General features: G+C 42.0%; 21 protein-coding genes and 1 pseudogene. 18 read left to right on the top strand and 4 right to left on the bottom strand.

Annotation, left to right across the window (positions count from 1 at the left end):
- The 5 genes from V7150_RS22940 to V7150_RS22920 form a co-directional block, all read left to right on the top strand.
- On the top strand, positions 1 to 405 hold a 405-nt coding region (locus tag V7150_RS22940), incomplete at its 5' end, for a hypothetical protein (RefSeq protein ID WP_335522824.1).
- A gap of 276 nt (positions 406 to 681) precedes the next feature.
- A complete protein-coding gene (locus tag V7150_RS22935) occupies positions 682 to 1,197 on the top strand; it encodes a MerR family transcriptional regulator (RefSeq protein ID WP_335522821.1) in 516 nt (171 codons plus the stop codon).
- 2 nt (positions 1,198 to 1,199) lie between these two features.
- Complete coding sequence (locus tag V7150_RS22930) at positions 1,200 to 2,141, top strand: SRPBCC family protein (RefSeq protein WP_335522820.1); 942 nt, start codon at positions 1,200 to 1,202, stop codon at positions 2,139 to 2,141.
- A gap of 743 nt (positions 2,142 to 2,884) precedes the next feature.
- Positions 2,885 to 3,301 (top strand): VOC family protein, encoded by a 417-nt coding sequence (locus V7150_RS22925; protein WP_335522818.1) that lies wholly within the window; start codon positions 2,885 to 2,887, stop codon positions 3,299 to 3,301.
- A 119-nt stretch (positions 3,302 to 3,420) separates the two neighbouring features.
- Positions 3,421 to 3,972: a dihydrofolate reductase family protein gene (locus tag V7150_RS22920; protein ID WP_335522816.1), complete on the top strand. Its 552-nt coding sequence runs from the start codon at positions 3,421 to 3,423 to the stop codon at positions 3,970 to 3,972.
- A gap of 388 nt (positions 3,973 to 4,360) precedes the next feature.
- Here the strand turns inward: V7150_RS22920 and V7150_RS22915 are convergent, their stop codons facing one another.
- Positions 4,361 to 4,663 (bottom strand): recombinase family protein, encoded by a 303-nt coding sequence (locus V7150_RS22915; RefSeq protein WP_335522814.1) that lies wholly within the window; start codon positions 4,661 to 4,663, stop codon positions 4,361 to 4,363.
- A gap of 74 nt (positions 4,664 to 4,737) precedes the next feature.
- On the opposite strand from V7150_RS22915, the gene V7150_RS22910 reads away from it, so the two are divergent.
- From V7150_RS22910 to V7150_RS22880, 7 genes are all read left to right on the top strand, one after another.
- Entirely contained in the window at positions 4,738 to 5,949 is a 1,212-nt protein-coding gene (locus V7150_RS22910; RefSeq protein WP_335522812.1) for an NAD(P)/FAD-dependent oxidoreductase, read from the top strand.
- A 22-nt stretch (positions 5,950 to 5,971) separates the two neighbouring features.
- On the top strand, positions 5,972 to 6,835 hold the full coding sequence (gene sigJ, locus V7150_RS22905) for an RNA polymerase sigma factor SigJ (RefSeq protein ID WP_335522810.1): 864 nt from the start codon (positions 5,972 to 5,974) through the stop codon (positions 6,833 to 6,835).
- Between the two features lie 296 nt (positions 6,836 to 7,131).
- Positions 7,132 to 8,430 (top strand): phytoene desaturase family protein, encoded by a 1,299-nt coding sequence (locus tag V7150_RS22900; RefSeq protein ID WP_335522808.1) that lies wholly within the window; start codon positions 7,132 to 7,134, stop codon positions 8,428 to 8,430.
- A 643-nt stretch (positions 8,431 to 9,073) separates the two neighbouring features.
- Complete coding sequence (locus V7150_RS22895) at positions 9,074 to 10,528, top strand: alpha/beta hydrolase family protein (RefSeq protein WP_335522805.1); 1,455 nt, start codon at positions 9,074 to 9,076, stop codon at positions 10,526 to 10,528.
- 6 nt (positions 10,529 to 10,534) lie between these two features.
- Positions 10,535 to 10,684 (top strand): hypothetical protein, encoded by a 150-nt coding sequence (locus tag V7150_RS22890; protein ID WP_335522804.1) that lies wholly within the window; start codon positions 10,535 to 10,537, stop codon positions 10,682 to 10,684.
- A gap of 5 nt (positions 10,685 to 10,689) precedes the next feature.
- Positions 10,690 to 11,250: a MerR family transcriptional regulator gene (locus V7150_RS22885; protein WP_335522802.1), complete on the top strand. Its 561-nt coding sequence runs from the start codon at positions 10,690 to 10,692 to the stop codon at positions 11,248 to 11,250.
- 490 nt (positions 11,251 to 11,740) lie between these two features.
- Positions 11,741 to 13,189, top strand: coding sequence for an NAD(P)/FAD-dependent oxidoreductase (locus V7150_RS22880; protein WP_335522800.1), 1,449 nt, complete (start codon positions 11,741 to 11,743; stop codon positions 13,187 to 13,189).
- A gap of 59 nt (positions 13,190 to 13,248) precedes the next feature.
- Here the strand turns inward: V7150_RS22880 and V7150_RS22875 are convergent, their stop codons facing one another.
- On the bottom strand, positions 13,249 to 13,842 hold the full coding sequence (locus V7150_RS22875) for a TetR/AcrR family transcriptional regulator (protein WP_335522799.1): 594 nt from the start codon (positions 13,840 to 13,842) through the stop codon (positions 13,249 to 13,251).
- Positions 13,843 to 14,236: 394 nt separating this feature from the next.
- Between V7150_RS22875 and V7150_RS22870 the strand changes: the two genes are divergently transcribed.
- Entirely contained in the window at positions 14,237 to 14,725 is a 489-nt protein-coding gene (locus V7150_RS22870; RefSeq protein WP_335522797.1) for a DinB family protein, read from the top strand.
- Between the two features lie 694 nt (positions 14,726 to 15,419).
- Positions 15,420 to 15,740 carry a ribonuclease E inhibitor RraB gene (locus V7150_RS22865; RefSeq protein ID WP_335522795.1) on the top strand — a complete coding sequence of 107 codons (321 nt, stop codon included), beginning with the start codon at positions 15,420 to 15,422 and terminating at the stop codon, positions 15,738 to 15,740.
- A 522-nt stretch (positions 15,741 to 16,262) separates the two neighbouring features.
- Here the strand turns inward: V7150_RS22865 and V7150_RS26670 are convergent.
- Positions 16,263 to 16,355, bottom strand: a pseudogene (locus V7150_RS26670) (DUF3243 family protein); the annotation flags it as partial.
- A gap of 416 nt (positions 16,356 to 16,771) precedes the next feature.
- On the opposite strand from V7150_RS26670, the gene V7150_RS22855 reads away from it, so the two are divergent.
- From V7150_RS22855 to V7150_RS22840, 4 genes are all read left to right on the top strand, one after another.
- Positions 16,772 to 17,770 (top strand): hypothetical protein, encoded by a 999-nt coding sequence (locus V7150_RS22855; RefSeq protein ID WP_335522793.1) that lies wholly within the window; start codon positions 16,772 to 16,774, stop codon positions 17,768 to 17,770.
- Entirely contained in the window at positions 17,722 to 18,342 is a 621-nt protein-coding gene (locus V7150_RS22850; protein WP_335522792.1) for a hypothetical protein, read from the top strand. The genes V7150_RS22855 and V7150_RS22850 overlap by 49 nt, the downstream gene beginning before the upstream one ends.
- A 10-nt stretch (positions 18,343 to 18,352) precedes the next feature.
- A complete protein-coding gene (locus V7150_RS22845) occupies positions 18,353 to 19,471 on the top strand; it encodes a 3'-5' exonuclease (RefSeq protein ID WP_335522790.1) in 1,119 nt (372 codons plus the stop codon).
- Positions 19,472 to 19,558: 87 nt separating this feature from the next.
- Positions 19,559 to 20,200, top strand: a complete 642-nt coding sequence (locus V7150_RS22840; protein WP_335522788.1) for a GTP pyrophosphokinase — start codon at positions 19,559 to 19,561, stop codon at positions 20,198 to 20,200.
- A 73-nt stretch (positions 20,201 to 20,273) separates the two neighbouring features.
- Here V7150_RS22840 and nhaC read toward each other — a convergent pair whose 3' ends face one another.
- A complete protein-coding gene (gene nhaC / locus V7150_RS22835) occupies positions 20,274 to 21,656 on the bottom strand; it encodes a Na+/H+ antiporter NhaC (protein ID WP_335522786.1) in 1,383 nt (460 codons plus the stop codon).
- Positions 21,657 to 21,739: the final 83 nt, after the last annotated feature.

Raw genomic sequence — 21,739 nt, 5'->3', positions numbered from 1 at the left:
GTGAAGAAATTTGAAATCGTTGATGATAAATATCAAGTTAAAGCTTTAAGAATGAAGTACAAGTATACGAGCATTTTTGAAGGCATGTGGGATGCAATCGAGGATATGTCAAAGGATGTATTTGATCTCCTCAGAGGAGTAGCGGTTGGTCTGTACTCAATTGTAACTGGATTGGCAATCCTCATAATAGACGAGGGCATCGTAGCCGTATCCACTCTGATTCCAGATAATATAGAGCCTGACTTCATCAATAAAGCAGCGAATAAAAGAATCGATCAATACACCGAAGCACTCGTCGAAGCGATCAAGGACCCGATCGGTGTAATCGAATCCGTCTCTCAATCCTTCTCAGACACCTATTTTCCTTGTAATTGTAGATTTAAAATGAAGATTGATAATTTATAATAAAGTTTGATTAAAAATCCTGTACTAAATTTTTCTTTTTATGTTCTTGTAGATGTTGTAAAAAAAACCTAGTATGTTATTCCATTAAAGGACCAGATTGTTGAGGAATCATGAACAGTAAAAATACTGGTTAAAGATTGTTTGTGAAAAGTTACACTTAAGCGAACGAGGTAGGATATATATTTTCTCATAATTCAAAAAAATTTCCCTTGACTCTTACGTGACGTAACGGTTTATAGTAAAGATACCGGTAAAAATTCGCGCGAAAATAAGGGGATGGTTATTTTAGTTTCAGGTAAGAAGAAATGGAAGACAGGGGAACTTGCAAAGTTAACAGGTTTAACGATTCGGACCTTGCGGTATTATGACCAAATTGAATTGTTCTCACCATCAGACTATTCAGAATCAGGGTATCGCCTATATAACACCACAGATCTTTCGCGGTTACAGCAAATTCTTAGTCTAAAAGATTTAGGATTAACGCTAGAGGAAATTAAATCGATCCTGGCCGACGATATGTATAACCCTATTGAAGTAGTGACTCTTCAAATTGAACATTTAAGAGAAAATATTAGAGTTCAACAGAAGCTGTTAAAAGATTTGCAAAATGTATCTGAAATTTTGCAAACGAAAGAGACATTGACGGTTCAAGATTTTACAAATTCAATTGGAATGATGAAAAAAAGTCATAAAAATTATTTTTACGGGCGCCAAAAGAATATGGAGCGCCAATTTGATCGACTTGGCGAATTCCTTTCTAATCATCCGTCTCACCAAAAAAGGAGGAAGTGAGAATGAAAAAACACTTTGTAACACACGATACCTTTGTCATTGAAAAGGTGTATAATTACACACCTGAAGTGGTATTCGCTGCATGGGCGGACCCAGAGCTTAAAGCAAAATGGTTCACTGAGGCGGAAGAGTTTGATTTTCGAGTGGGTGGACAGGAGAAAAATCATGGTGGCCCTCAAGGAGGTCCTGTTTACACATTTAAGGCTCACTATCAGGAGATCATTCCTGACCATCGTATTGTCTATACTTACACCATGGATCTCGATGAAACGCGGATTTCCGTTTCTGTAGCAACGGTCGAGTTTAAACAAATTGATGAAGGAACACACCTGATTTTTACCGAGCAAGGCGCATTCCTAGACGGCCATGATACAGCTGCAGTTCGTGAGCACGGGACAAGTATTTTGCTGGATCAGCTTGGTGAACAGTTGAAAAATAATCAAGAGTTAAGAGTATCCTCTGAGGTATCGAAGATTATTAACTCTCCTGAGCCAATCTCTGATCGTGAGATTGTCAACACACGTATATTCAATGTGCCACGTGAAATCATGTTCAAAGCATTCAGTGACCCGAATCATTTGGAAAAATGGTGGGGACCCGAGGGCTTTACTAATACGTTTCATGAGTTCGATATGCGACCAAACGGTATTTGGCATTTCATTATGCATGGACCCAATAGTGTAGATTATGAGAATAAATCCATCTTTTCCGAAATAATTGAACCTGAAAAGATTGTTATCCACCATCTGGGGCCAATACATGAATTTTTATTAACCATTACATTTGCTGAGAAAGAAGGCAAAACCGAGCTGATATGGCAAATGCTCCACAAATCAGTTAATGAATGCGAAAAAGTGAGAAGTTTCTGTTACGAAGCCAATGAACAGAACTTGGATCGACTTGAGGCGGAACTGACTAAAATGGTTAACGGATTGCAACACTAATTTAATTTTATTAAAATAGGCGCTAACATAGAAATTTTACTTATTCAGCTAAAGGGCGCATTTCCAGAGTATGGATCTGCGCTTTTTTGCATGAAAGGGCCAAATTGTGGAGGAAACACGAATATGGTAAATGATGTCAAAGTAGTTATTATAATAAATAAGAAAAAAGAATAGGAATCATTATTATAAGAATTTCACCTACAACAGTCACGGATATAACTTTAATTAAATCCTTTTTCACTTCTTTTTTCAAAAAAACACCACCCATAACATTTGTCGTTACTTTCAAAATGCCTAAAAATCTATTGTAACAATACTATCACTGTTTTTAAATTATTCCTATTAGGAGTGGTCGTTGTTCCATAATCGGGCGCGATTGTTGAACAAGAATTACAAGGGTGATCCATATTATACACGACTAATATGTATCACCCTTTATTTTTTATGACTTTTTACGTTTTAGGTATTGATAATAAAACAAAGTTCTATTTCATTGGTTAGAGGCATATGAAGAATAGTATTCTCTGACAATAAGAAATGGTATAAACCCTGTGTTCCAAAAGAATTGATAATTATGACTTTATTCCACAAAAGGGCGCGTTTATGTAGGAACGCGCCTTTTCATGTATCGGACCATTTTCTTGAATAAGAGAAGGGATTAATCTCAAGTAAATAGAAGTTAATCAGAAGATCTGATTTAGTTGAGTAACAACATACTACTAAACATTTAGGAGGAAATCGATTTGAGCAACACACAAACATTACGAGGACTCACCACAGTTAGTTTTTGGACGGATGACCTAGCAGCAGCAAAGAAGTGGTACGCCAAGCTATTGGGCATCGAACCATACTTCGAACGTCCAGGATATGCCGAGTTCCGCTTCGGCGATTACCAGCACGAACTGGGCCTAATCGATAGCAGCTACGCGCCCGATGGTTCAGCGGCCGGCCCGGCGGGTGCTGTAGTGTACTGGCACGTCGACGATGTAACAGCAACTTTCAAGAAGTTGCTTTCAATGGGAGCGAAAGAGTACGAGGCACCAACAGAACGCGGCGAGGGGTTCATCACTGCTTCCGTGGTAGATCCCTTTGGGAACATTCTAGGCATTATGTACAATCAGCACTATTTGGAGGTTCTGGGTTCGACCAGAAAAGAGTGACCCTTATTCTGGATGACCTTATTATTGAGTTAACTGGGCAGGTTGATTAACAAGAAAAGGAAATCGGGTAGGTATTATAGAATTAATTAAGTAATACATTTTCTCGGAGGGATGACTGAATGGCTGAATTAATTTATCATGTTGCAGTTTCACTAGACAACTTTATTGCGGATCAAGGTATGATAGATGGAAATATTAATAATTCTCTCTTTTTATTTGATGGCGATCATGTCCCGGACTTTTTATCAGATATTCAGCAATACGATGCAGTGTTGATGGGCGGAAAAACATATGAGTTTGGATTTCAATTCGGTGCTAAACCGGGTGAACCTGGCTATAAGGGCATAAAACATTACATATTTTCAAACTCCATGCAGTTTAAATCGAACGAGGAAGTCGAACTTATCAAAGGAGATACTATAGGGTTTATTAAGAATCTCAAACAGCAAGGGAGCGGTAAAATTTGGCTATGCGGGGGCGGAGAATTGGCTGGGTCGTTGTTGAAACATAAACTCATTGATCAATTAGTGCTAAAGGTTAATCCAATTATAGTCGGTGAAGGTATATCTCTATTCGGCAGCGTAAAGCCACGTCTTAAATTAAGGTTAGTGGACATGAAACAGTATTCTAATGGAGTCGTCAAACCCACTTACAAAATTATTTATACTTAGGATTATCCTGGAGAACCTCTGTTTTTAATTAATTTTTTAAATAAAGTTTCATCCAATCTATTAACTAAAGGGCGCATTTCTAGAACAAGAAATGTGCTCTTCTTAATGAATCGGGTCAGATTCTTGAATACTTAATTGTGAAGATAATGTAAATTTGTTTCAAGGATCTACACTTATTCTTTCAAAACCATTTAAAGTGTAGACAGGAATGTGAAATAATGTACCGATATGAACGAAACTGTCAATGGCCCCTACACAATTTGATCTTGGGTTTGGTTTTTGGGCAATTCTAAGAAGACAAGCGTTTTTTGGCTTCTTTTTTTAGTTTGGGTGGAGCCTTTGATGGCTATAGAATCTCCTTCTCAGCTTACTGACTGCTCCTCAATCTTCAAAATTCCCCTTTAGGTGAAGAGCCTTCTTGTCGAAGTTTCGTTTCCCGTTGAACAGCCTCCCACACATCCTCCTCGATGATTGCCTCATGTATGCCCTCGACGATTGCGCCAGCATTATGCAAATTCCCTTTATATACAGGCCTAGCTAGCATATCCCTAATGATTTTGTGGTCGATGGTTCTATTACTTACCCTACTCGAGGCCGACTCTGAAATGGATAATCGAGAATGTCCTTCAAGGTACATTCTATAAATTTCTTTTACTATCCTGATTAAAACGACCCATGCAAGGTTTCTCATTCATTCGTTTCCGATGTCACAAATCAGAGCCTAACATCGTTATATGTGCAAAACGTAAAAGGAGCTGAGGAATGATGAACGACTTGACATGCATAATCATCGGAGGCGGCCATGCAGGGCTTGCAGCGCTCAAAGCAATACAGGCAACGACCCGGGGCATGGCGAACGGACGGCGGATTCGGTTTGTTCTGTTCGACAAGCAGCCCGGTCATGTACGAAAAGTGATGTTATTCCGGCCGGCCGCGGGCGGGGAAGAGATTATGGTTCCCTGGACGCATTATTGTTCAGATGGAGTCGAATTCGTGCAAGGTACGGTTACGTCCGTGGATAGTGGAGGAAAACAGATTCGATATGAGGATGCGCAAGGAAATGATGCCCGAATTCGTTATGACCTTTTAGTCGTGGCGGTCGGCAGCATCGTTCGGCGACCGGATCCCGATCAGGGCGTCGTCGCCTTGACCGACCCGCAAACCGCGGCAGACATCCGGGAGCGCTGGCGTGCCAATCTGTGGAAGTCTGCCGGCGAGACGAACCCTCAGGAACGAAAGCGACTGATGACAATCGCGGTTGCGGGAGCAGGCATCAGCGGTATGGAGACGTCCGCCGAGCTGGCGCTCGCCATGCGGAAGGAAGCATCGGCGCTAGGGCTGAATTCGTCCGATACCTCCGTCTATTTGCTGAATGCACAGGGGCGGCTGTTCCCGGAAGGGCCTGAGAGAGTTGGACGGAAGTTGGATCAGACGCTCAGCGAATGTGGTGTGACAGTGCTTCACAATCGTAAGGCGATGCGGGAGGAAGCAGGAGCGGTGACGCTCAGCAATGGCGATTGTCTGGCGGTTGGCCTATGTATATGGACGTTAGGTCTGATTCCGAATCCGGTCCTTCGCGGTATGGGCTTGCCGCTTACTTCTGATGGCCGGGTACTGGTGGATGAATGTTATCGCGTCCAAGGGATGCCGGGCGTATACAGCATTGGAGACTGTGCGAGAATCGTCGATCCGACGACTGGCAAGGCGGATCAGATGACGTGCAAGGAAGGCGGATTTCAGGCGATCCAACTGGGGAAAATCGTGATTGCCGATCTGGAGGGCCGTTCCGCGCCGGTTCACAAATCTTTGATGGATGCCTTCGCCATCGGCCTGGGGGAAAATCGCGGATTGATGTGGGCACGCAAATGGGGACTTGATATTATCATAACGGGGAAGCTTGGGTGGAAAATCAAGAAACTGACATGGGATTTAGCCAGTCAGCTTCGAACGAGACCAAGATTGCAATATTTCGAATAGCCCGGAAAAGGTGATACGGCGAATGGAGGAACTATATGATCAATTTAGAGCACTGCTGTTCACGCTGGCTTATCAGTTGACAGGCTCTGCGGCAGACGCGGAAGATGTGGTGCAGGACGTGTTTTTTAAGGCGTGCGACGTTCATCCCGAACGTTTGGAGAAGCCGAAGGCGTATTTGTGCAAAATGGTAACCAATCACTGCCTCGATCTGCAGAAGTCGGCGCGGAGGAGGAGGGAAGTGTACGTCGGTCCGTGGCTCCCCGAGCCGATTCGGACGCCGGAGGCGGATACGCTCGAGACGACGGTCGTCCGCCGTGATCTACTGTCTTACGCCATGCTCGTTCTGTTGGAGAGGCTGACGCCGACAGAGCGGGCGGTTTTCGTCCTGCGTGAGGCGCTGGGCTTCGATTATCCCGAAATTGCCGAACTGCTCGGCAACCGAGAGACGAATTGCCGCAAGCTGATGAGCCGGGCAAGAAGCAAGATGGGAATATCCGAGGAGGAGCAGGTCGCAGCCGAAGCGGTTGAATTGGAATGGGTTAGCCGGTTCCTCACATCCCTCGAACAAGCTAACATCGATCATGTGCTGTCCCTGCTGACCGAAGATGACATGCTCGTCTCCGACGGAGGCGGAAAAGTAATCGCGGCCACGCGTCCGATACAAACGTGCGATCGCGTGGCCCGAATCCTGGCTACAGCGTACGAGGGCAAAAAGCCCTATTATCAGGGAAATCTTCACTTCGAGATTGCCGCTCTGAACGGTGAGACCAGTATAGTAGCCCGTTCGGGGGCCGAAACCGTGGGAGCTATATTTTTACAACGCCAACGAGGAAAGCTTGCCCGAATCTACATCGTACGGAACCCGGATAAGCTTACCCGGGTTTAGGTAGTCGACTGCAGATTTTTCATAATGATAAGGAACCGGGAAACTAAGATAAAGCTTTTCAAGTCTCGTTTAAGAATCACGATAGATGAAATGATGCGGTATCATGCCCTTGATTCTTCACGTTAATTGGCGATCCAAGGCATTACCGTTTTCAAACGAGTAACGACAGCACATCAGTAGTGGCAACTAGGTCTCTTGAGTTTCTACACCGACACTGCTTTTTTAAAGAGTCAGTCAGTCTAATAAATGGAAATTGATCTATCGGTAATTATGCCGAGTGAAGGAAGGTATGTTGGATGAAACAGTTTGATGTGGCAATCATTGGTGGAGGCATTGCGGGTTTGGTGGCATCGATTGAGTTGGCCCAAGCAGGTAAGTCCGTTGTCCTTTTCGAGAAGGCCAGCCAACTTGGTGGTCGGGCAATATCTGTCAAGAAAAACGGGGCTATCTTCGATCTTGGCAATCATGCAATAGTCAGGGGAGGGGCAGTGGATGAAATCTTTCAAGATTTAGGGATAAGAATGGAAGGGGGATCTCCTTCGGCAAACGTATCGGTTCTATGGAATAATAAGGTAACCCATATTTTTAAATTTTTAATCTCTCGAAACCTAAGCTGGTCAGGTAAGATGGAGTTGTTAAAGTTTTTTACCAAACTAGGAAAAATCGATGCCGATTCAGTGCCGGCGATCAGTCTGCGGAGTTGGATTGAACAAGAACTTCGCGATCCGATGGTTCGTCATATCTTTTACGCAATATTCAGGGTACAAACGTACTCACAAGCCCCAGATCACCAATTGGCTGGCCCCGTCATACGTTCTATGGCACGCGCGATGAAAAAGAATAGCGTTGTCTATGTGCAGAATGGCTGGCAAACCTTAGTTGATCAGCTTTACGAAAAAGCAATTCGGGCAGGCGTCTCCATGATGACAGGAACAAACGTAACGAAAATCGAGCATGATGGAGCCGTTCGTAAAATAAAGTTTGCTGACGGCCAAGAGATGGACATCACTCATGTGATTGCCGCCACCCCACCCGCAGTAACCTCCCAGCTCTTGGGAGATGCGGGTTGCAATTCTGTTTTACGTTGGAAAGAACAGGCTCGTGTCATTCAGGCGGCAAGTTTGACTCTTTCTTTGAAGCGGCTTCCAGTACCAAATCGATTTTCCGTTTTGGGTGTTGATCAACCCATATACTTCGTGAATCAATCGAAATTTATTCGATTAAGTGAAGATGGCACTTCGGTGGTACACATTGTTAAATATAATGGTACTGGTGGAACGGATCCAACAGCTGACGAACAACTCCTCGAACAAATATTGGACTTGATCCAACCGGGCTGGCAGAAGGAAGTCGTCGCTAGGCAGTACCTCCCCAACATAGTTGCAGCCTACGACTATATGCACTTAGGCAGGGAAGATCGATTTCCGGGTCCAGCCGTACCCGAAATTGCAGGGTTTTACGTGGCGGGAGATTGGGCCACCCATGGAGAAAATTTGGCAGATGCTGCGGCGGCAAGCGGAAGACGTGCGGCGCGGTGTGTGTTAATGGATATGGAGGCAGGCCGTAAGGGTGGGCGGGATACCATTTTGGTGTGAGTGACAGGAAGAAAGCGGGTGTCTGTCATCTTGGAAAACATGAAAACTGACCAATTATATTCCACTATTTTTTATGGGGGTAAATTCGGTCCTTAGGATCAGTGACATTTTGCCGCTGCGTGTGTGGGATGTGAAGTCGGCTACGCATCTCAAGGTGGGGGAGAAAAAGACTGGAAACACCTGGCGCATTTTGATGACGGATGCGCTAAAAAACGAAATCCAAAAGTATTGCCGTACACTATTGGATTCGGATTATTTGTTTCCTTCCCGGAATGGGGATAAGCCGCTTAGTTGTGTATAAGCTTGGAATATTATTAATGCGGCAGGCGTGATGTCGACATTCAGGATTCGATAGGGACACATAGGCAAGCGTCAATTATTGCCCACCTAGAAACAGCACCAAAGTCGAAACGTTTGCACGCGTATCGACTATAATGCCTAAAATAAAAGCCAACTGGAACGATACGCATTTATTGAAAATCTTAGCTCTCGCTTTCAAAGCCTAATGCGTTTGCCCTGGTTCGATAAGCCTGAAGGAAGCTTTTTTCGTAACGAATCTCCATTTTACTTTTCTTTCATCCAACTTGATATTGCAGAACTATTGCAAAAATTTTTTGGTTAGTAACCAGTATGGGGTGATGTGATGAGACTTATTGAAATAATACTACTGTTTGCCAATTTACTAGCTTTTTTTGCCTTGGTAATCCCATTGCAACGGTCAATAAAGTGGGTACGATATTTGGCTCTCGTCCTGCTGCCAATAGCCGGTGTTCAGGTACTGGTGGAGGGTTCGCGCTGGGGGATGATCCCAGCTTATATCATGAGTGGGATACTCTTCGTGGCCTGGCTAGCTAAAAATATTGTGCGAATGCCTAAACTTGGTGGAACAAGTATGATTAGGCGACTTGCTTTCGGTTTTACTATTGGTCTAGGAGCACTGGGACTGATAGTTTCTTCCGCTCTACCGATTCTTTTTCCTGTATTCCACTTACCACAACCGTCAGGACCTAACCAAATCGGTACATTGACCTATCATTGGGTAGATAAAACTCGCCCGGAGATTTTCACAGATGATCCCAATGATCGTCGTGAGATCATGGTACAGATTTGGTATCCAGCCAAAGGAAATCTATCATCGCTGTACGCTCCCTACATTCAGGAGACGGACTCCCTAGCATCACTTGCCCACATGTTAGGTTTTCCGGGGTTTATCTTTGAGCAATTTAAATACGTTCAAACTCATGCTATTCCTTCTGCAACTGTGTCGACATATGAGTCTAAATATCCAGTGCTAATTTTTTCAGCTGGGCGTGGAGGTTTTCGTCAAGAAAGCACCCATATGTTTGAGGAGTTGGCGTCACATGGCTACATTGTGGCTTCCATCGACCATCCTTACTCCTCTAGCGGAGTAGTATTTCCTGATGGTCGTTTGATACCCCTCGACTCTCGCCTTCTTCCCGGGCCTCAGGGTGGTATACCAGCTGATCGCGAATTCTTTGACAACATTGTTATACCCTATCTCGCTAAGGACGTTATTTTTTCACTTGATCAACTCACAGCCTTAAACCAATCTGATCCGAGCGGAATCCTGACTGGACGATTGGATCTTGAGCACGTTGGTATGTTTGGACCTTCACTGGGTGGTCTTGTAGGTGCCGAAGCCAGTTACTTAGAACCTCGTTTGAGTGCCTTCATAGCAATGGATGTTCATATGCCTGCCAATGTGGTTCGTTCTGGTTTAAAGCAACCAACCATGTTTATCAGTCGTGAAGCTAAGTGGATGAAGATGGAAGGGTGGTCGAAAGAGGATATAGATAAAACTCAAATAACTATGAGGTCGGTTTACAAGAAACTGCCGAAAGACGGTTACTTAGTTTTGATACCTGGCACTTTTCACGTAAACTTTTCCGATGCGCCACTTTTCTCACCACTGATGTCGTGGGCAGGCCTAACCGGACCAATCGATGGAGATCGGGCAAACAATATTATTGATTCTTACACATTGGCGTTCTTTGATAAGTACCTAAAGGATCTTCCATCAAAACTGCTTGATGGACCACCAAAACAATATCCTGAAGTGCACTTTGAAAAGCGGTGATCCTAGGTGGCACTAGGAAATCTTCTTGATGGCGCGAATTTACAACTGAGGACGGAAGAAGACGGGCTGCGGACGGAGAATAAAACCCTTTTAGGAAGCGGATCCGTCCTTGATTATTTAAGACGGACGACAGACGGACTGGGGAAGGACGGATAAAACGGATGGATGGATTGCTGCGGAAAAAGGACCTCGTCGAGGCGGTTGGTGTTGCAAAATCGACGATCGTAGATTGGGTAGTGGACTTTAACGTATATATTCCAGTAGTAAAGCATGGAGCGGTTACATCTTATCGTCCGGAAACAGTGGACGTTCTAAAAACGATCCGTGAGCTGAGGGAGAAAGATCACTCGAAGGTTCAGATCATGGAGCTGCTGGCCCAAAAAGGGTTTCCGATAACCGCGGAAGAGGCGATCGATGACGTGAAGCGTGTTTTGTCCGGAACGGATCCACGCGATACATTGCTTACTGTCATACAGAAAATGGGGCAAGCTGGCGCCGAGATCGGAAAACAGGATGGACGGATAAACCGCGTGAAATCAGTGGTTTTGGAGTATTCCAAACAGATGGATGGACAGGACGGACGGATCACGGAAACGGCCGATCAGGTTGTAGAGCTGCAAAAGACCGTTGAGGAATTGAAGCAACAACTAAGCGAGGCTCAAAGGCAGATTGCTGCAACAAAGGAACAAGCAAATAAGCCTTGGTGGAAACGTTGGAAGTAAGTAACTAAGCCTTCGTATTTCAAGTTTGATTTTTGCCCAAATTCCGCCCAGGGCGGCGATTTTCTAAATTGTACTGAAAACTAAAAATCGGCCTCTGTTCGCATCGCGTGCGAAGGGGGCCGATTTTTGTTTTTTCTTTGGTTTGCTCGAAATTGCACCCCGATCACGGTGCCGGCGGTCGCAGACATGTTCACAAAAGTCTGGATTTTGGACATATGTCCGTCGAAAGTATCAAAGAAAATTTTGCTGCAAGTAATGGTCTTTCTCGATCTGACTAAATCACAATTCTTGTCTGTCAGACATAAGACAACCTGTGTTCTGTTATTTTATGCAGGATCGCCTATAAACTTCCCCATATTTTGGTTATAAATATGTCAAAGAAGCGTATATTCGATTTAAAACAATATCTTTTATGAGTTGACATATAGTGGTAAATGTATTATTCTTACGTTGACTGATTTAATCAATCATAAAAAAGGGGAGTTAGCTTATGGAATACAATCTTCGAATGGGAAAAGCAATCGTTATCGGAGGCAGTATGGCAGGTTTGATGACTGCTCGCGTATTGGCGGATGTTTATGGAGAAGTGCTTGTTATTGATAAAGATAAATATCCGGAACATCCGGCTGACCGGGCTGGCGTACCTCACGGTTTCCATCCGCATCGATTCACAAATCGCGGCAAAATGATTACGGAAAATCTGTTTCCCGGCTACGAAGAGGAGTTGGCCGCGCTTGGCTCGCCTTCCTCGCTCAATAAGACAGCGCATATTATGAATCCGTATGGGATCGTCAGCGGACCTTATATGCGCAATGATTATAAATTCAGCCGCGCCGTGCTTGAATGGGTCATCCGCGGACGCGTGAGCGCGAGTCCGAATGTGAGGTTTCTTCAAGGGCATGACGTACTTGAACTCATTGCAGCTCCAGACTGTTCAGCCATTACCGGAGTACGGGTCCGGGAGCGGAAAGTTACCGGAGAAGAAAGTGTCCGGATGGCCGACCTGATCGTCGATGCCAGCGGACGAACCTCCCGGCTGCCAGAGTGGCTGGAGAGCCTGGGGTACGAAGTACCGAAGCCCGATCTGATGAAGACGGCCATCGGGTACAGCACTCGCCGCTATACATTGCCGCCTGCAATGCGACATCTGGTCGAAGAGTGGGATGTCGTCAACATTATGGGCCAGCCGGAGAACAACACCTTTACAGGCGTCTTCTCCTTCATTGAGAATCAAGTCGCCGAACTGCTGCTGTACCGTCCCGGAGGGCAATTTCCTCCTACAGATGCGGAGGCGTTCGAACAAACGGTGGCCGGGCTGCCGTCTTCCCTGATCGCGGAAATCGTCAAGGATTTGGAACCTGTCGGCAACCCGCGGGGCTTTCGTGTAGCGGAATTATACCGCCGCCATTATGAACAGGTTCACCATTGGCCTGCTGGCCTGCTCGTCCTTGGTGATGCTTACTGCATCTATGATCCGATTTTCGGTCAAGGGATTACGGTTGCGGCAATCGAAGCGGAAATACTGCAATCCTCTTTGCGGGAGCAGCTTAGCGATCCGAAGTCGCAGTTTGAAAAGCGGGTACTTAAACGAATGCAGCGTGAAGCCATTACGCCTGCCTGGTGGCTGAACTGTGCGGCGGATTTACAGTGGGAGGGCGTTGAATATGAAGCCGGGTCAGAACCGCTTGAAGGGGTAGATTTTTGCCGGAAGGTGATGGATATGCTGCTTAAAGAGGGCACGGTGAATCGCAACTTCCAGCTTTACGGCATGTATTGGGGAGTAAACACATTGTCTGTTCCGCTTGGTGAGCTGTTCAATCCGCAAATGATCAGAGCGGTGCTGGAAGCATCGGACGAAGGAAAGGAAATCCTCGCCGAGCTGCTGGAGCAGCATCATCGGCCGCTTGAAGAAATACTGGAAAAGATCATTCCACGATAAGAGAAGCCGTACATTCCGTAAAAATAAAGCACCTGCCTGCAATAAAGGCGATAGGTGCTTTATTTGCTGATCATCCTCATCAGCATTTCGATATCCGGGATGCGAAACTGCCGTTCATCCACCGATCCCACCATCATCACTCCGGTTAGTACCGTCAGGAAGCCGGCAATCAATTCTCCCGGATCCCCCGGTGCAATCGTCCCATCCCTTTGTCCCTCTTCGAACAAAGGCCGAAGGGTGCTAACATAATCGTCCAACGTGTATTGGTTGATCAATATTCTCGCTTCTTCAGGCACGCCATCGGACGTTCTTGCCTGATAAATCAGCTGAAAATACGGGGCTCCTTCCTCATCCATCATTTCTTCAACCAATTTTCTGATTTTATCATAAGCGGTTCCCGGAAGGGATGTAACGAACGACATGGCTTCCTGCGCACCCTCTATAGCACCTTTGACAAGCGTAACGAAAAGCTCTTCCTTGGATTTGAAATAATGGTACACTAGGCCATGGCTAATGCCTGCTTCCTTCACGATCATACTCATTTTGGTTCCGGCAACGCCGCGTCTGGAAAATACGCTTAAGGCAGCGGCCAAAATCTGTTCCCTGCGCTCATCGCGGATCTGGATCAGCTGCTCTTCATTTAATGGTGCCACGCTGCACCCGCCCCCTTCGAGTTCATATCATTAACATTCCTTATATTGATCAAGTCAGTCAAAATTAAAAATACAGCATTTTATTTTTACAGTCAACCTATTTCTCACATTCTCGACCCAAAAAGAGACGCAGGAGGTGGATAAATTAAAGTGCAGATAAGAAAAAGTTTTATTATATTGTCCCCTGTGTTTATTACAGGGTCATGGTATGATATCGTTCACGTACAAGGAAGTCTCCTAACTGCTGAATTTATTAATTTCAATTAAAGGGCGCATTTATAGAACAAGAAAATGCGCTTTTCTTAATGAATCGGGCCATTTAACGGAATAAAGCAGGAGAATTCAAACGAGCACCGAAATAGAAAAGATATAATTAAAAAGGAGTGTGACTGATATGTCCCATGCTAAAGATGTTTTGGTCGATCAGTTTTTAGCAAATGCGAACGACCCTAGCTTTTACGTTCCGTTTTCGGAATCAGTTGCAAACTTGTCAGAGGAAGAAGCGTTTTGGAAACCCAACGATGAAAGTAACAGTATCGCTGAAATTGTGCAACATCTACTTTACTGGAATGAGACATGGCAAAAGAGGTACGAAAAATCTCATGTGAATGCTGTTGCGCCAATAGGTGATAATAATAAAAGCTTTATTGTTCCAGAAAATAAAAAATTTGCTGACTTAAAAGAGTGCCTCCTAGGGGTTCTGCTTCAGTGGCAAGATCTACTAACTGAAGAAAAGGTAGAAAGTGAAGTGAATGGTTTCTCAGAGACTGCAAAGTGGTGGGGGTTACTGGGAAATATGTCCACGCATAACGCTTACCATATTGGACAAATTGTTTACATCCGAAAACAACTACAAAAAGGCTGGAAAACTAATATTAAATAAGATAGTGAGACAACTTACATTTCTTGTTCCACAATCGGGCGCTTTTCTGGAGTAACGAAAAAACCCAATTTCTCAATTTAATACTGAGAAATTGGGTTTTTTATTATTGTAATTTCCTTAACGTTGTAAATCCGCATTTTCCTGACGGTACCCCAACAAGATGATAACTCCTAAATTCTAGTTTCTTAGTTGTTTCTAACTGGATGAATTATCCATATTCCGATTGAATCCTTTTCGAGAATAGGGGACCCTGACGCTCTCCCCATCCATAAATGGTGGGGGTTCCACCTTTAAATAACCTGGGCTCTTCCAATCTCCAGAATGAATCTGGAAAATGAACTTTACTTTGGTCTAAAAGGCTTCAACAGCCGAAATCGTTCTAATGCAATAATCGAAACAGGACTATTTACATGGGCTCGGATTCCCTCACCACTCACAACTTATTGACTGTTTCGGGGTACGTCTGCACCGAGAGATTTAACCTGGCAATTATTCTGCTTATCTACAAAATAACGCGAAGGCATTCATTAAGTAAAGGCTGTCGCGAGCTTTTGTTTGTGAAATGGTGAACATAAAAACCAATTAATAAAAATTCAGCATCTATTTGAACAATATGGTTTTTATGGTTAGTAAAAAAGAAATAAGTGAATTATAATGACAACATTGAATGTACTAGAATATGGAGGAAAAACGAATGAAATTCCCTAATGATGCTGATGGAGATGCTTTACGAAGTCTATATAAAGACGGATTAGATTTTAAAAAACAACAATCAGTCGAATTTTTTGTAGCCGTACCTGATCAAGCAACAGGTGAAAAATTATCGCAAGTACTAAAAGGAGAAGGGTTCAATTGTTTCTTAGAGCAGGACGATGAAACCGAAGAGTGGGCTTGTAGTTGCTCTAAAAGAATGCTATTAAATTATAATGAATTAATTATCATACAGAATAAATTAAATAACTTAAGTAAACCACATGGTGGTTATTCTGACGGTTGGGGCGTTTTTGTAGATTAAAGGTTTGAGGGAATCTAAAGGATTATGATGGATGCTGATATATAGATCTATTTTAATTAAGGGATATATCATTATAAAGAGTGCCAGGACAATTATATTTTGGTCCTGGTTTTATTAGTTTACGGGGTCTTAAACGACCTGAAAATCTAGTTTTACAACATGTTCAAATAAAAAATAGGGTATATGAAAAACTCTCTAAGGTGAAGAATACGGGAATTATTGGGTGTTTGCCTAAGAGTGAAGTAGAAAATATTAAAATCCTCAATCATGTTTAGAATGATGCATAAAGCAAATGATTTATCGGAAGGAGTCCTTCCAGATTTTGTCGATTAAGATAAACATAAATAAAATTATTGGAGTCGTAAAGATGGAAAATACTCTTCAAGAATCTAATAAATTACCAAGCTCATTGCGCGGGCGCAGCATTCATCAGTACATTATCTTGAAATTGAGCCATTTTGATCATCCTGTTTGTCCTCTCATATGAAGTAAGTTTGGTCACTTCCTATCACCGCTATTCCATTATTCCTGTACTAATCGTACATGCATATGTGCCAGCTTGTGCTGTTTTTCCTCCGTACCCACTTTCCACAGCTCCTGTAATAAACACTCCTCAGAATTTTTCGGTTACTGCTTATCGGCAAGATAATTGGCCACTTTCTGTGCCGAATTTGCTAATTGCTCCTCATCCATCCCAAGTTTTAAACCTAAATCAACTTTTCATCTCCGGTATTCCTTAAAATCATCAAAACTTGTTAAGGCATCACCGTCCTTATAAATATGGTTGGCTATTTCTTGGTCATTTACCTGTTTGTCCATGAAAATCACTCTTTTTTTGTACATATGCTATACATTTCCTGTATTCTACTAGATATTATTCTGTTACTGGAACAGCTTTTAGTGGCAGATTCCCTGATGAACGAAAGCTTTAACGTATCAGGTACTAAAAAACTTGACTCGTACAAAAGATTTAGTTTAGTCTTAATATCCCATACTTCCAAAATGACAAAGAGAGATGACGAGTGAAGAGGATGAGTACCAAAGATCAAGTGTCTGTCCGTGACCATAAAGATTATCAAGCAGAAGTGGAGCGCTTAGAGTTTACAAAGGAATATATACGCACCGTTTTAGAAATTTCTGAGGGGAATAAAGAATTTTTCGTTGAAAATATGAAACAATCTTTTGCCGACCTGAATTCTAAGGATAGTAGTACGAGCTACACGGACCTTCTCGCAAATGCAAGATTTCTTGAATTAGCTGAAAGTGAACTGAAAAGGTTAGAAAGCGTGATTGGCAAACCCTATTTTTCAAGGATCGATTTTACGAGCGATAGTACAAAAAGGGAAGAAATTTTGTACATTGGCAAGGTATCATTGTTTGACCGTGTGACACAGCAGCCCATTATCGTGGATTGGAGGTCACCGATTGCCAATGTCTACTATGATGGCCGGCTGGGAGATGTGTCATATGAAGCATATGGGGAGACACAAACCGGTTACTTAGCATTAAAGAGGCAGTATGAAATTGTCGATGGATTATTAAAAGAAATCCGAGATATCGATTTGACTACACACGATGAACTTTTGCAGAAATCTTTGTCAGGCAAAGCAGACAATCGATTAACAGAAATTGTTGCGACCATTCAAAATGAACAAAATGAAGTGATCCGGGCATCACTGAAACACCCCATTATCGTTCAAGGGGCCGCCGGAAGCGGGAAAACAACCATCGCACTCCATAGAATATCCTACTTTCTCTATTCCTTTGGGTTTAGATTTCCTCCAGAAAAATTAATGATTCTTGCACCCAATCGACTGTTTATTGATTATATATCTGCCGTCTTACCTGAACTAGGGGTCAACAAAATTAATCAAACTACCTATATCGATTTTATGAAAAGTTGCTTGGGAAAGAAAATAAAACTATTTTCCCCTAATTCCAAGCTGATGAAACTCCTTGAAGATAACGAACATCTAAGTCAATGCAATGGGTTTCCAGTTATAAGGGTTCACTCGAATTTAAGTCATTAATTGATCATTATGTAAAGGAATTGGAATTAAATCTTGCGCCTAAAGAGGATTTAAGAGTTGAAAAATCCATTCTTTTGAAAGGCCAAAAGCTTAAAAAACTATTTTTAAAAGAATATACATACTTACCAATCTATAAAAGGATAGGTAAAATAAAATCCTTATTAGAAAATGATTTGAAAAAGAAGAAAGCCATTATGCTAACAAACCTTAATAAGAAATACGATGATGCTTTAGACCAGGTTCTTTACAGCAGGAGGCTCGATCCGGAAAGAAGAAAGCAAAAAGTGGTCATGCTGATGGATAGGAAAGAAGAAAGATTGAAGCAGGTGGAGCAAGAGGCGAAGACAGCGGTACAAAAATATATGCAAGCGCTTGTTATGAAAGATATTTTTACCTTATACAATGAATTGATGTCTTCACCTGAATTGATAAAAAAGCATTCCACTACTCTTTCGGATCAACAATGTACGATCCTAAGTACGTTTTGTCAGAAAATATTTGCCAAAGGTGCATACGAACTGGAGGATTTAGCCCCATTATTTTATATGAAGGCAATTGGAAGGGATCGATGAAAAATATAAAATGCGGAGTATCTTTATTGATGAAGCACAGGATTACAGCTATTTTCAATTTGCCGCATTAAAAGAAGGCTTTAATACAGACTTGTTTACCATTGTGGGAGATTTAGCACAAGGGATTCATTCCTATCGTGGCTTGAATAGTTGGACACCGGTATTGAAAGAAATCTTCCCTAATGCCAATTATCAAGCCTTACAAAAAAGCTATCGAACAACCGTTGAAATTATGAATTTGGCAAACGATATCCTTCAGTTGATCGACCAAGACTTGCCAAAGGTTGAACCCGTCATTCGAGAAGGTCAAAAACCACACTATAAAATGATTGATCCTTCGAGTCTGGAACAGGTTAGGCTGCAGCTGGAACAAGATATTGCTTCACTGATAGAGGAAGAGCTTCACTCTATCACCATCATTGGACGCACCGACAGGGAATGCCAAAGAATCCATCAGATGCTGGAAAATTGCCAGCTTCCGATACAATTAGTAGGAGAAAAGCAAGATATGAAGAAGGGACATATCTTGATCGTACCTTCTTATTTATCGAAAGGGTTGGAGTTTAGTGCAGGAGGAAATGTTATGCATCATAGAATTGACAAGACGGAATGGCATTATGTAGTTGAGGAATCTAATTATAATCTTATTCGTATTTTTTTAAATGACGAGTTGGTTATTGCGCAGCCTATGTATATTTCAGATGATTTTAGAAAGTATGGTTTTCTAGATAAGAAAGAAATTTTAGAGAATGTCCCTGCTTATGTTAACAGGGTACAAGATATTGGTTTGAAAGTTAAAGTAGGTGAAGTGACCGAAGATGAATGGTCAAAACGCACCGATTTTTATGTAGATTTCTATGCTTACAAAGACGAAGCCATGGTAGCAAACATAGCAAACTACAAAATAGGATCAAGAATTGGTAGTTACTCTGGAAGGGCTTTAAAATCCGCTCGACAGGAAGTTAATGAGTTTATGTACGATATTAGACCAAAACCAACTGACATTGTAAAAGAGACATTCGGATATTCAATTCCTAAAGGTATGGTAAAGGTGACCTATCGAAACGAAGAGGAAGAGCTCCTAATGGAAAATGACCCTAGATATGTAGAACATAAATATCTCTACTAATCTATATTACTAATTCTTTTGTCCCACCTTTTTTACTTTGAATCATTTGTGTTATGATAACAGAATAATAACGAGAGGGCTGTGGACATGCTGAAAGAAAAGATAAAAATCGAGGTTATTCAAAAAGTATTAGACAATTGGAGGGGGTTCTTTTTACCTTACCAAATGGCATTACATGAATTAGAAAGTGATTTCAAGATTATTGACTTAGAGTGGAAAACACAACATGGCTATTCCGTTATTGAACATATGAAAACACGTTTAAAAACATTAAGATCTTTGGTGGAGAAAATACAAAGAAAAGAAATTCCTTTAACACAAGAAGCGGTGAGGAATGAAATAAGAGATATTTTGGGTGTTAGAATTGTCACAAGTTTTATTGATGACGTATATATGTTGAAGGAGCATATCGAGCAACGTGAAGACATTCGAATGATACGCATAAAGGATTATATTCAGGACCCGAAAATGAGCGGATATAAAAGTTTGCACCTGATTGTAGAAACCCAAGTCATCCTATCCAACGAAATAATATGGGTTCCTGCAGAAATACAAATTCGTACTTCCGCTATGGATTTTTGGGCATCCACCGAGCATAAACTAAATTATAAATATCAAGGAGAGACTGTTCCTGAGGATGCTCAAAAGCAGCTAATTGAGCTTGCCAAAGCTTCTTCCTTAATGGATAAAGAAATGTCAAACTTAAGAACAAAATTACTAGCCAATTAAGCAAACAATAAAAAACGTCATCAAATATTCAACTTTTAAGTAAAATATTTGATGACTTCTATTTTAATCTATATTAATTTGTTTCATGTTTTGAAATTCCGATTTGCGTAATACCGCTGAAAATTGTTAACAATGGTGATAGTAAGCAGAAAAAGGCAAAAGGAACGTACTCTAACGTAGAGACACCTAGTACACCAGTAAGGAAGATACCTGAAACCCCCCAAGGCACTAACGGATTTATGACAGTTCCTGTATCTTCTAAAGCTCGTGCTAATGTTTTTTTATCAAATCCTAGCTTCTCGTACTGTCCTTCAAACGTTTTCCCTGTTAAAAGAATAGATAGGTATTGCTCACCTACAAAGAAGTTAATGCCGATTGCTGTGCATGCAGTGGCAACGATTAAGGAAGGTGCACCTTTTAATAGTCCTTCAATTGCTTTTAATAAAGATGGAATTATTCCTAGTAGGAAAAGTAATCCTCCCATCCCTAAAGCTAGAAGAACAAGGGATATGGAAAACATCATACTTTCAATTCCACCTCTAGAAAGCACAGAATTCAATTGTTCTACATTACTTTCCATCACGAATCCAGAAAATAATATATTCGACATTTTCGTAAACGTTAATGAACCGTCTGCAATGAACGCAATAATTACACTACTTACAATTCCAGCAGATAAAGTGGGTATAGCTGATACTTTTTTTAAAGCAAGTACTACTACAATAATAAATGGTATTAATGCTACCCAATTAATGTAACTATGCTCTTGTAAAGCTTTTAAGAAAATGGATATTTCCTCCGTTTTCCCACTGCTTTCTGGCGATAAGAAGAAAAATATTATAGATGTAATAATAAAGCCAGGTACCGTAGTCCATAACATATTTTTAATATGATCAAATAACGGAACACCTAGTGTCTCAGATGCTAGATTTGTCGTATCTGAAAGTGGTGACATCTTATCTCCTAGAAATGCACCTGAAACTATTGCTCCTGCTGTTATTGCTAACGATGCATCCATTGCAGTTGCCATTCCAAGAAATGCAACACCGATTGTTGCAGATGTTGTAAAGGCACTTCCAATACATGTCCCCACTATAGCACACACGACAAATACTGAAAAATATAATGGTAAGCTTGAAAACCACTCAAAACCGTAGAACATCAACGTTGGAATCGTACCACTTGCCATCCAAGTACTTATTAACATTCCGATAAAAAAGAAAATATAAACTGCACCCAAACCAGTTGTAGCACCTTTCATTATTCCACTTTCCATATCAGATATTTTTACTTTTTTTATTATTCCATACACCATTAATAACATAATCGCAAATATCATTGGTAAATGAGGTGTTAAACCTAATAGAATAATACCACTACTCACCATCCCTAAAATTGTGAGCATAACGATTGCTGCTTCCCATACTGGCAGCTTTAATTTTGCAGATTGTAACATGTAAAAATCTCCCCCAATTTGTAATACTACGTTGTATATAGGAGAAAAGGATTGCACAATACAAAAAAGCCCCTTCTCCACAT

The sequence above is a fragment of the Neobacillus drentensis genome, assembly GCF_036965245.1.
Lineage (GTDB): Bacteria > Bacillota > Bacilli > Bacillales > Cytobacillaceae > Neobacillus > Neobacillus drentensis_G.
The sequence above is the reverse complement of the archived record's forward strand: the minus strand, read 5'-3'. Positions and strand labels throughout refer to the sequence as shown.

Excerpts from the sequence above, each read along its gene's own strand:
- V7150_RS22865 (WP_335522795.1), top strand. The coding sequence starts at position 15,420 with ATGAAATTCCCTAATGATGCTGATGGAGATGCTTTACGAAGTCTATAT.
- V7150_RS22915 (WP_335522814.1), bottom strand. The coding sequence starts at position 4,663 with ATGAGAAACCTTGCATGGGTCGTTTTAATCAGGATAGTAAAAGAAATT.
- V7150_RS22880 (WP_335522800.1), top strand. The coding sequence starts at position 11,741 with ATGGAATACAATCTTCGAATGGGAAAAGCAATCGTTATCGGAGGCAGT.
- V7150_RS22870 (WP_335522797.1), top strand. The coding sequence starts at position 14,237 with ATGTCCCATGCTAAAGATGTTTTGGTCGATCAGTTTTTAGCAAATGCG.
- V7150_RS22935 (WP_335522821.1), top strand. The coding sequence starts at position 682 with ATGGTTATTTTAGTTTCAGGTAAGAAGAAATGGAAGACAGGGGAACTT.
- V7150_RS22900 (WP_335522808.1), top strand. The coding sequence starts at position 7,132 with ATGAAACAGTTTGATGTGGCAATCATTGGTGGAGGCATTGCGGGTTTG.
- V7150_RS22845 (WP_335522790.1), top strand. The coding sequence starts at position 18,353 with ATGCGGAGTATCTTTATTGATGAAGCACAGGATTACAGCTATTTTCAA.
- sigJ (WP_335522810.1), top strand. The coding sequence starts at position 5,972 with ATGGAGGAACTATATGATCAATTTAGAGCACTGCTGTTCACGCTGGCT.
- V7150_RS22850 (WP_335522792.1), top strand. The coding sequence starts at position 17,722 with ATGCAATGGGTTTCCAGTTATAAGGGTTCACTCGAATTTAAGTCATTA.
- V7150_RS22910 (WP_335522812.1), top strand. The coding sequence starts at position 4,738 with ATGAACGACTTGACATGCATAATCATCGGAGGCGGCCATGCAGGGCTT.
- V7150_RS22840 (WP_335522788.1), top strand. The coding sequence starts at position 19,559 with ATGCTGAAAGAAAAGATAAAAATCGAGGTTATTCAAAAAGTATTAGAC.
- V7150_RS22855 (WP_335522793.1), top strand. The coding sequence starts at position 16,772 with ATGAGTACCAAAGATCAAGTGTCTGTCCGTGACCATAAAGATTATCAA.
- nhaC (WP_335522786.1), bottom strand. The coding sequence starts at position 21,656 with ATGTTACAATCTGCAAAATTAAAGCTGCCAGTATGGGAAGCAGCAATC.
- V7150_RS22920 (WP_335522816.1), top strand. The coding sequence starts at position 3,421 with ATGGCTGAATTAATTTATCATGTTGCAGTTTCACTAGACAACTTTATT.
- V7150_RS22895 (WP_335522805.1), top strand. The coding sequence starts at position 9,074 with ATGAGACTTATTGAAATAATACTACTGTTTGCCAATTTACTAGCTTTT.
- V7150_RS22885 (WP_335522802.1), top strand. The coding sequence starts at position 10,690 with ATGGATGGATTGCTGCGGAAAAAGGACCTCGTCGAGGCGGTTGGTGTT.
- V7150_RS22930 (WP_335522820.1), top strand. The coding sequence starts at position 1,200 with ATGAAAAAACACTTTGTAACACACGATACCTTTGTCATTGAAAAGGTG.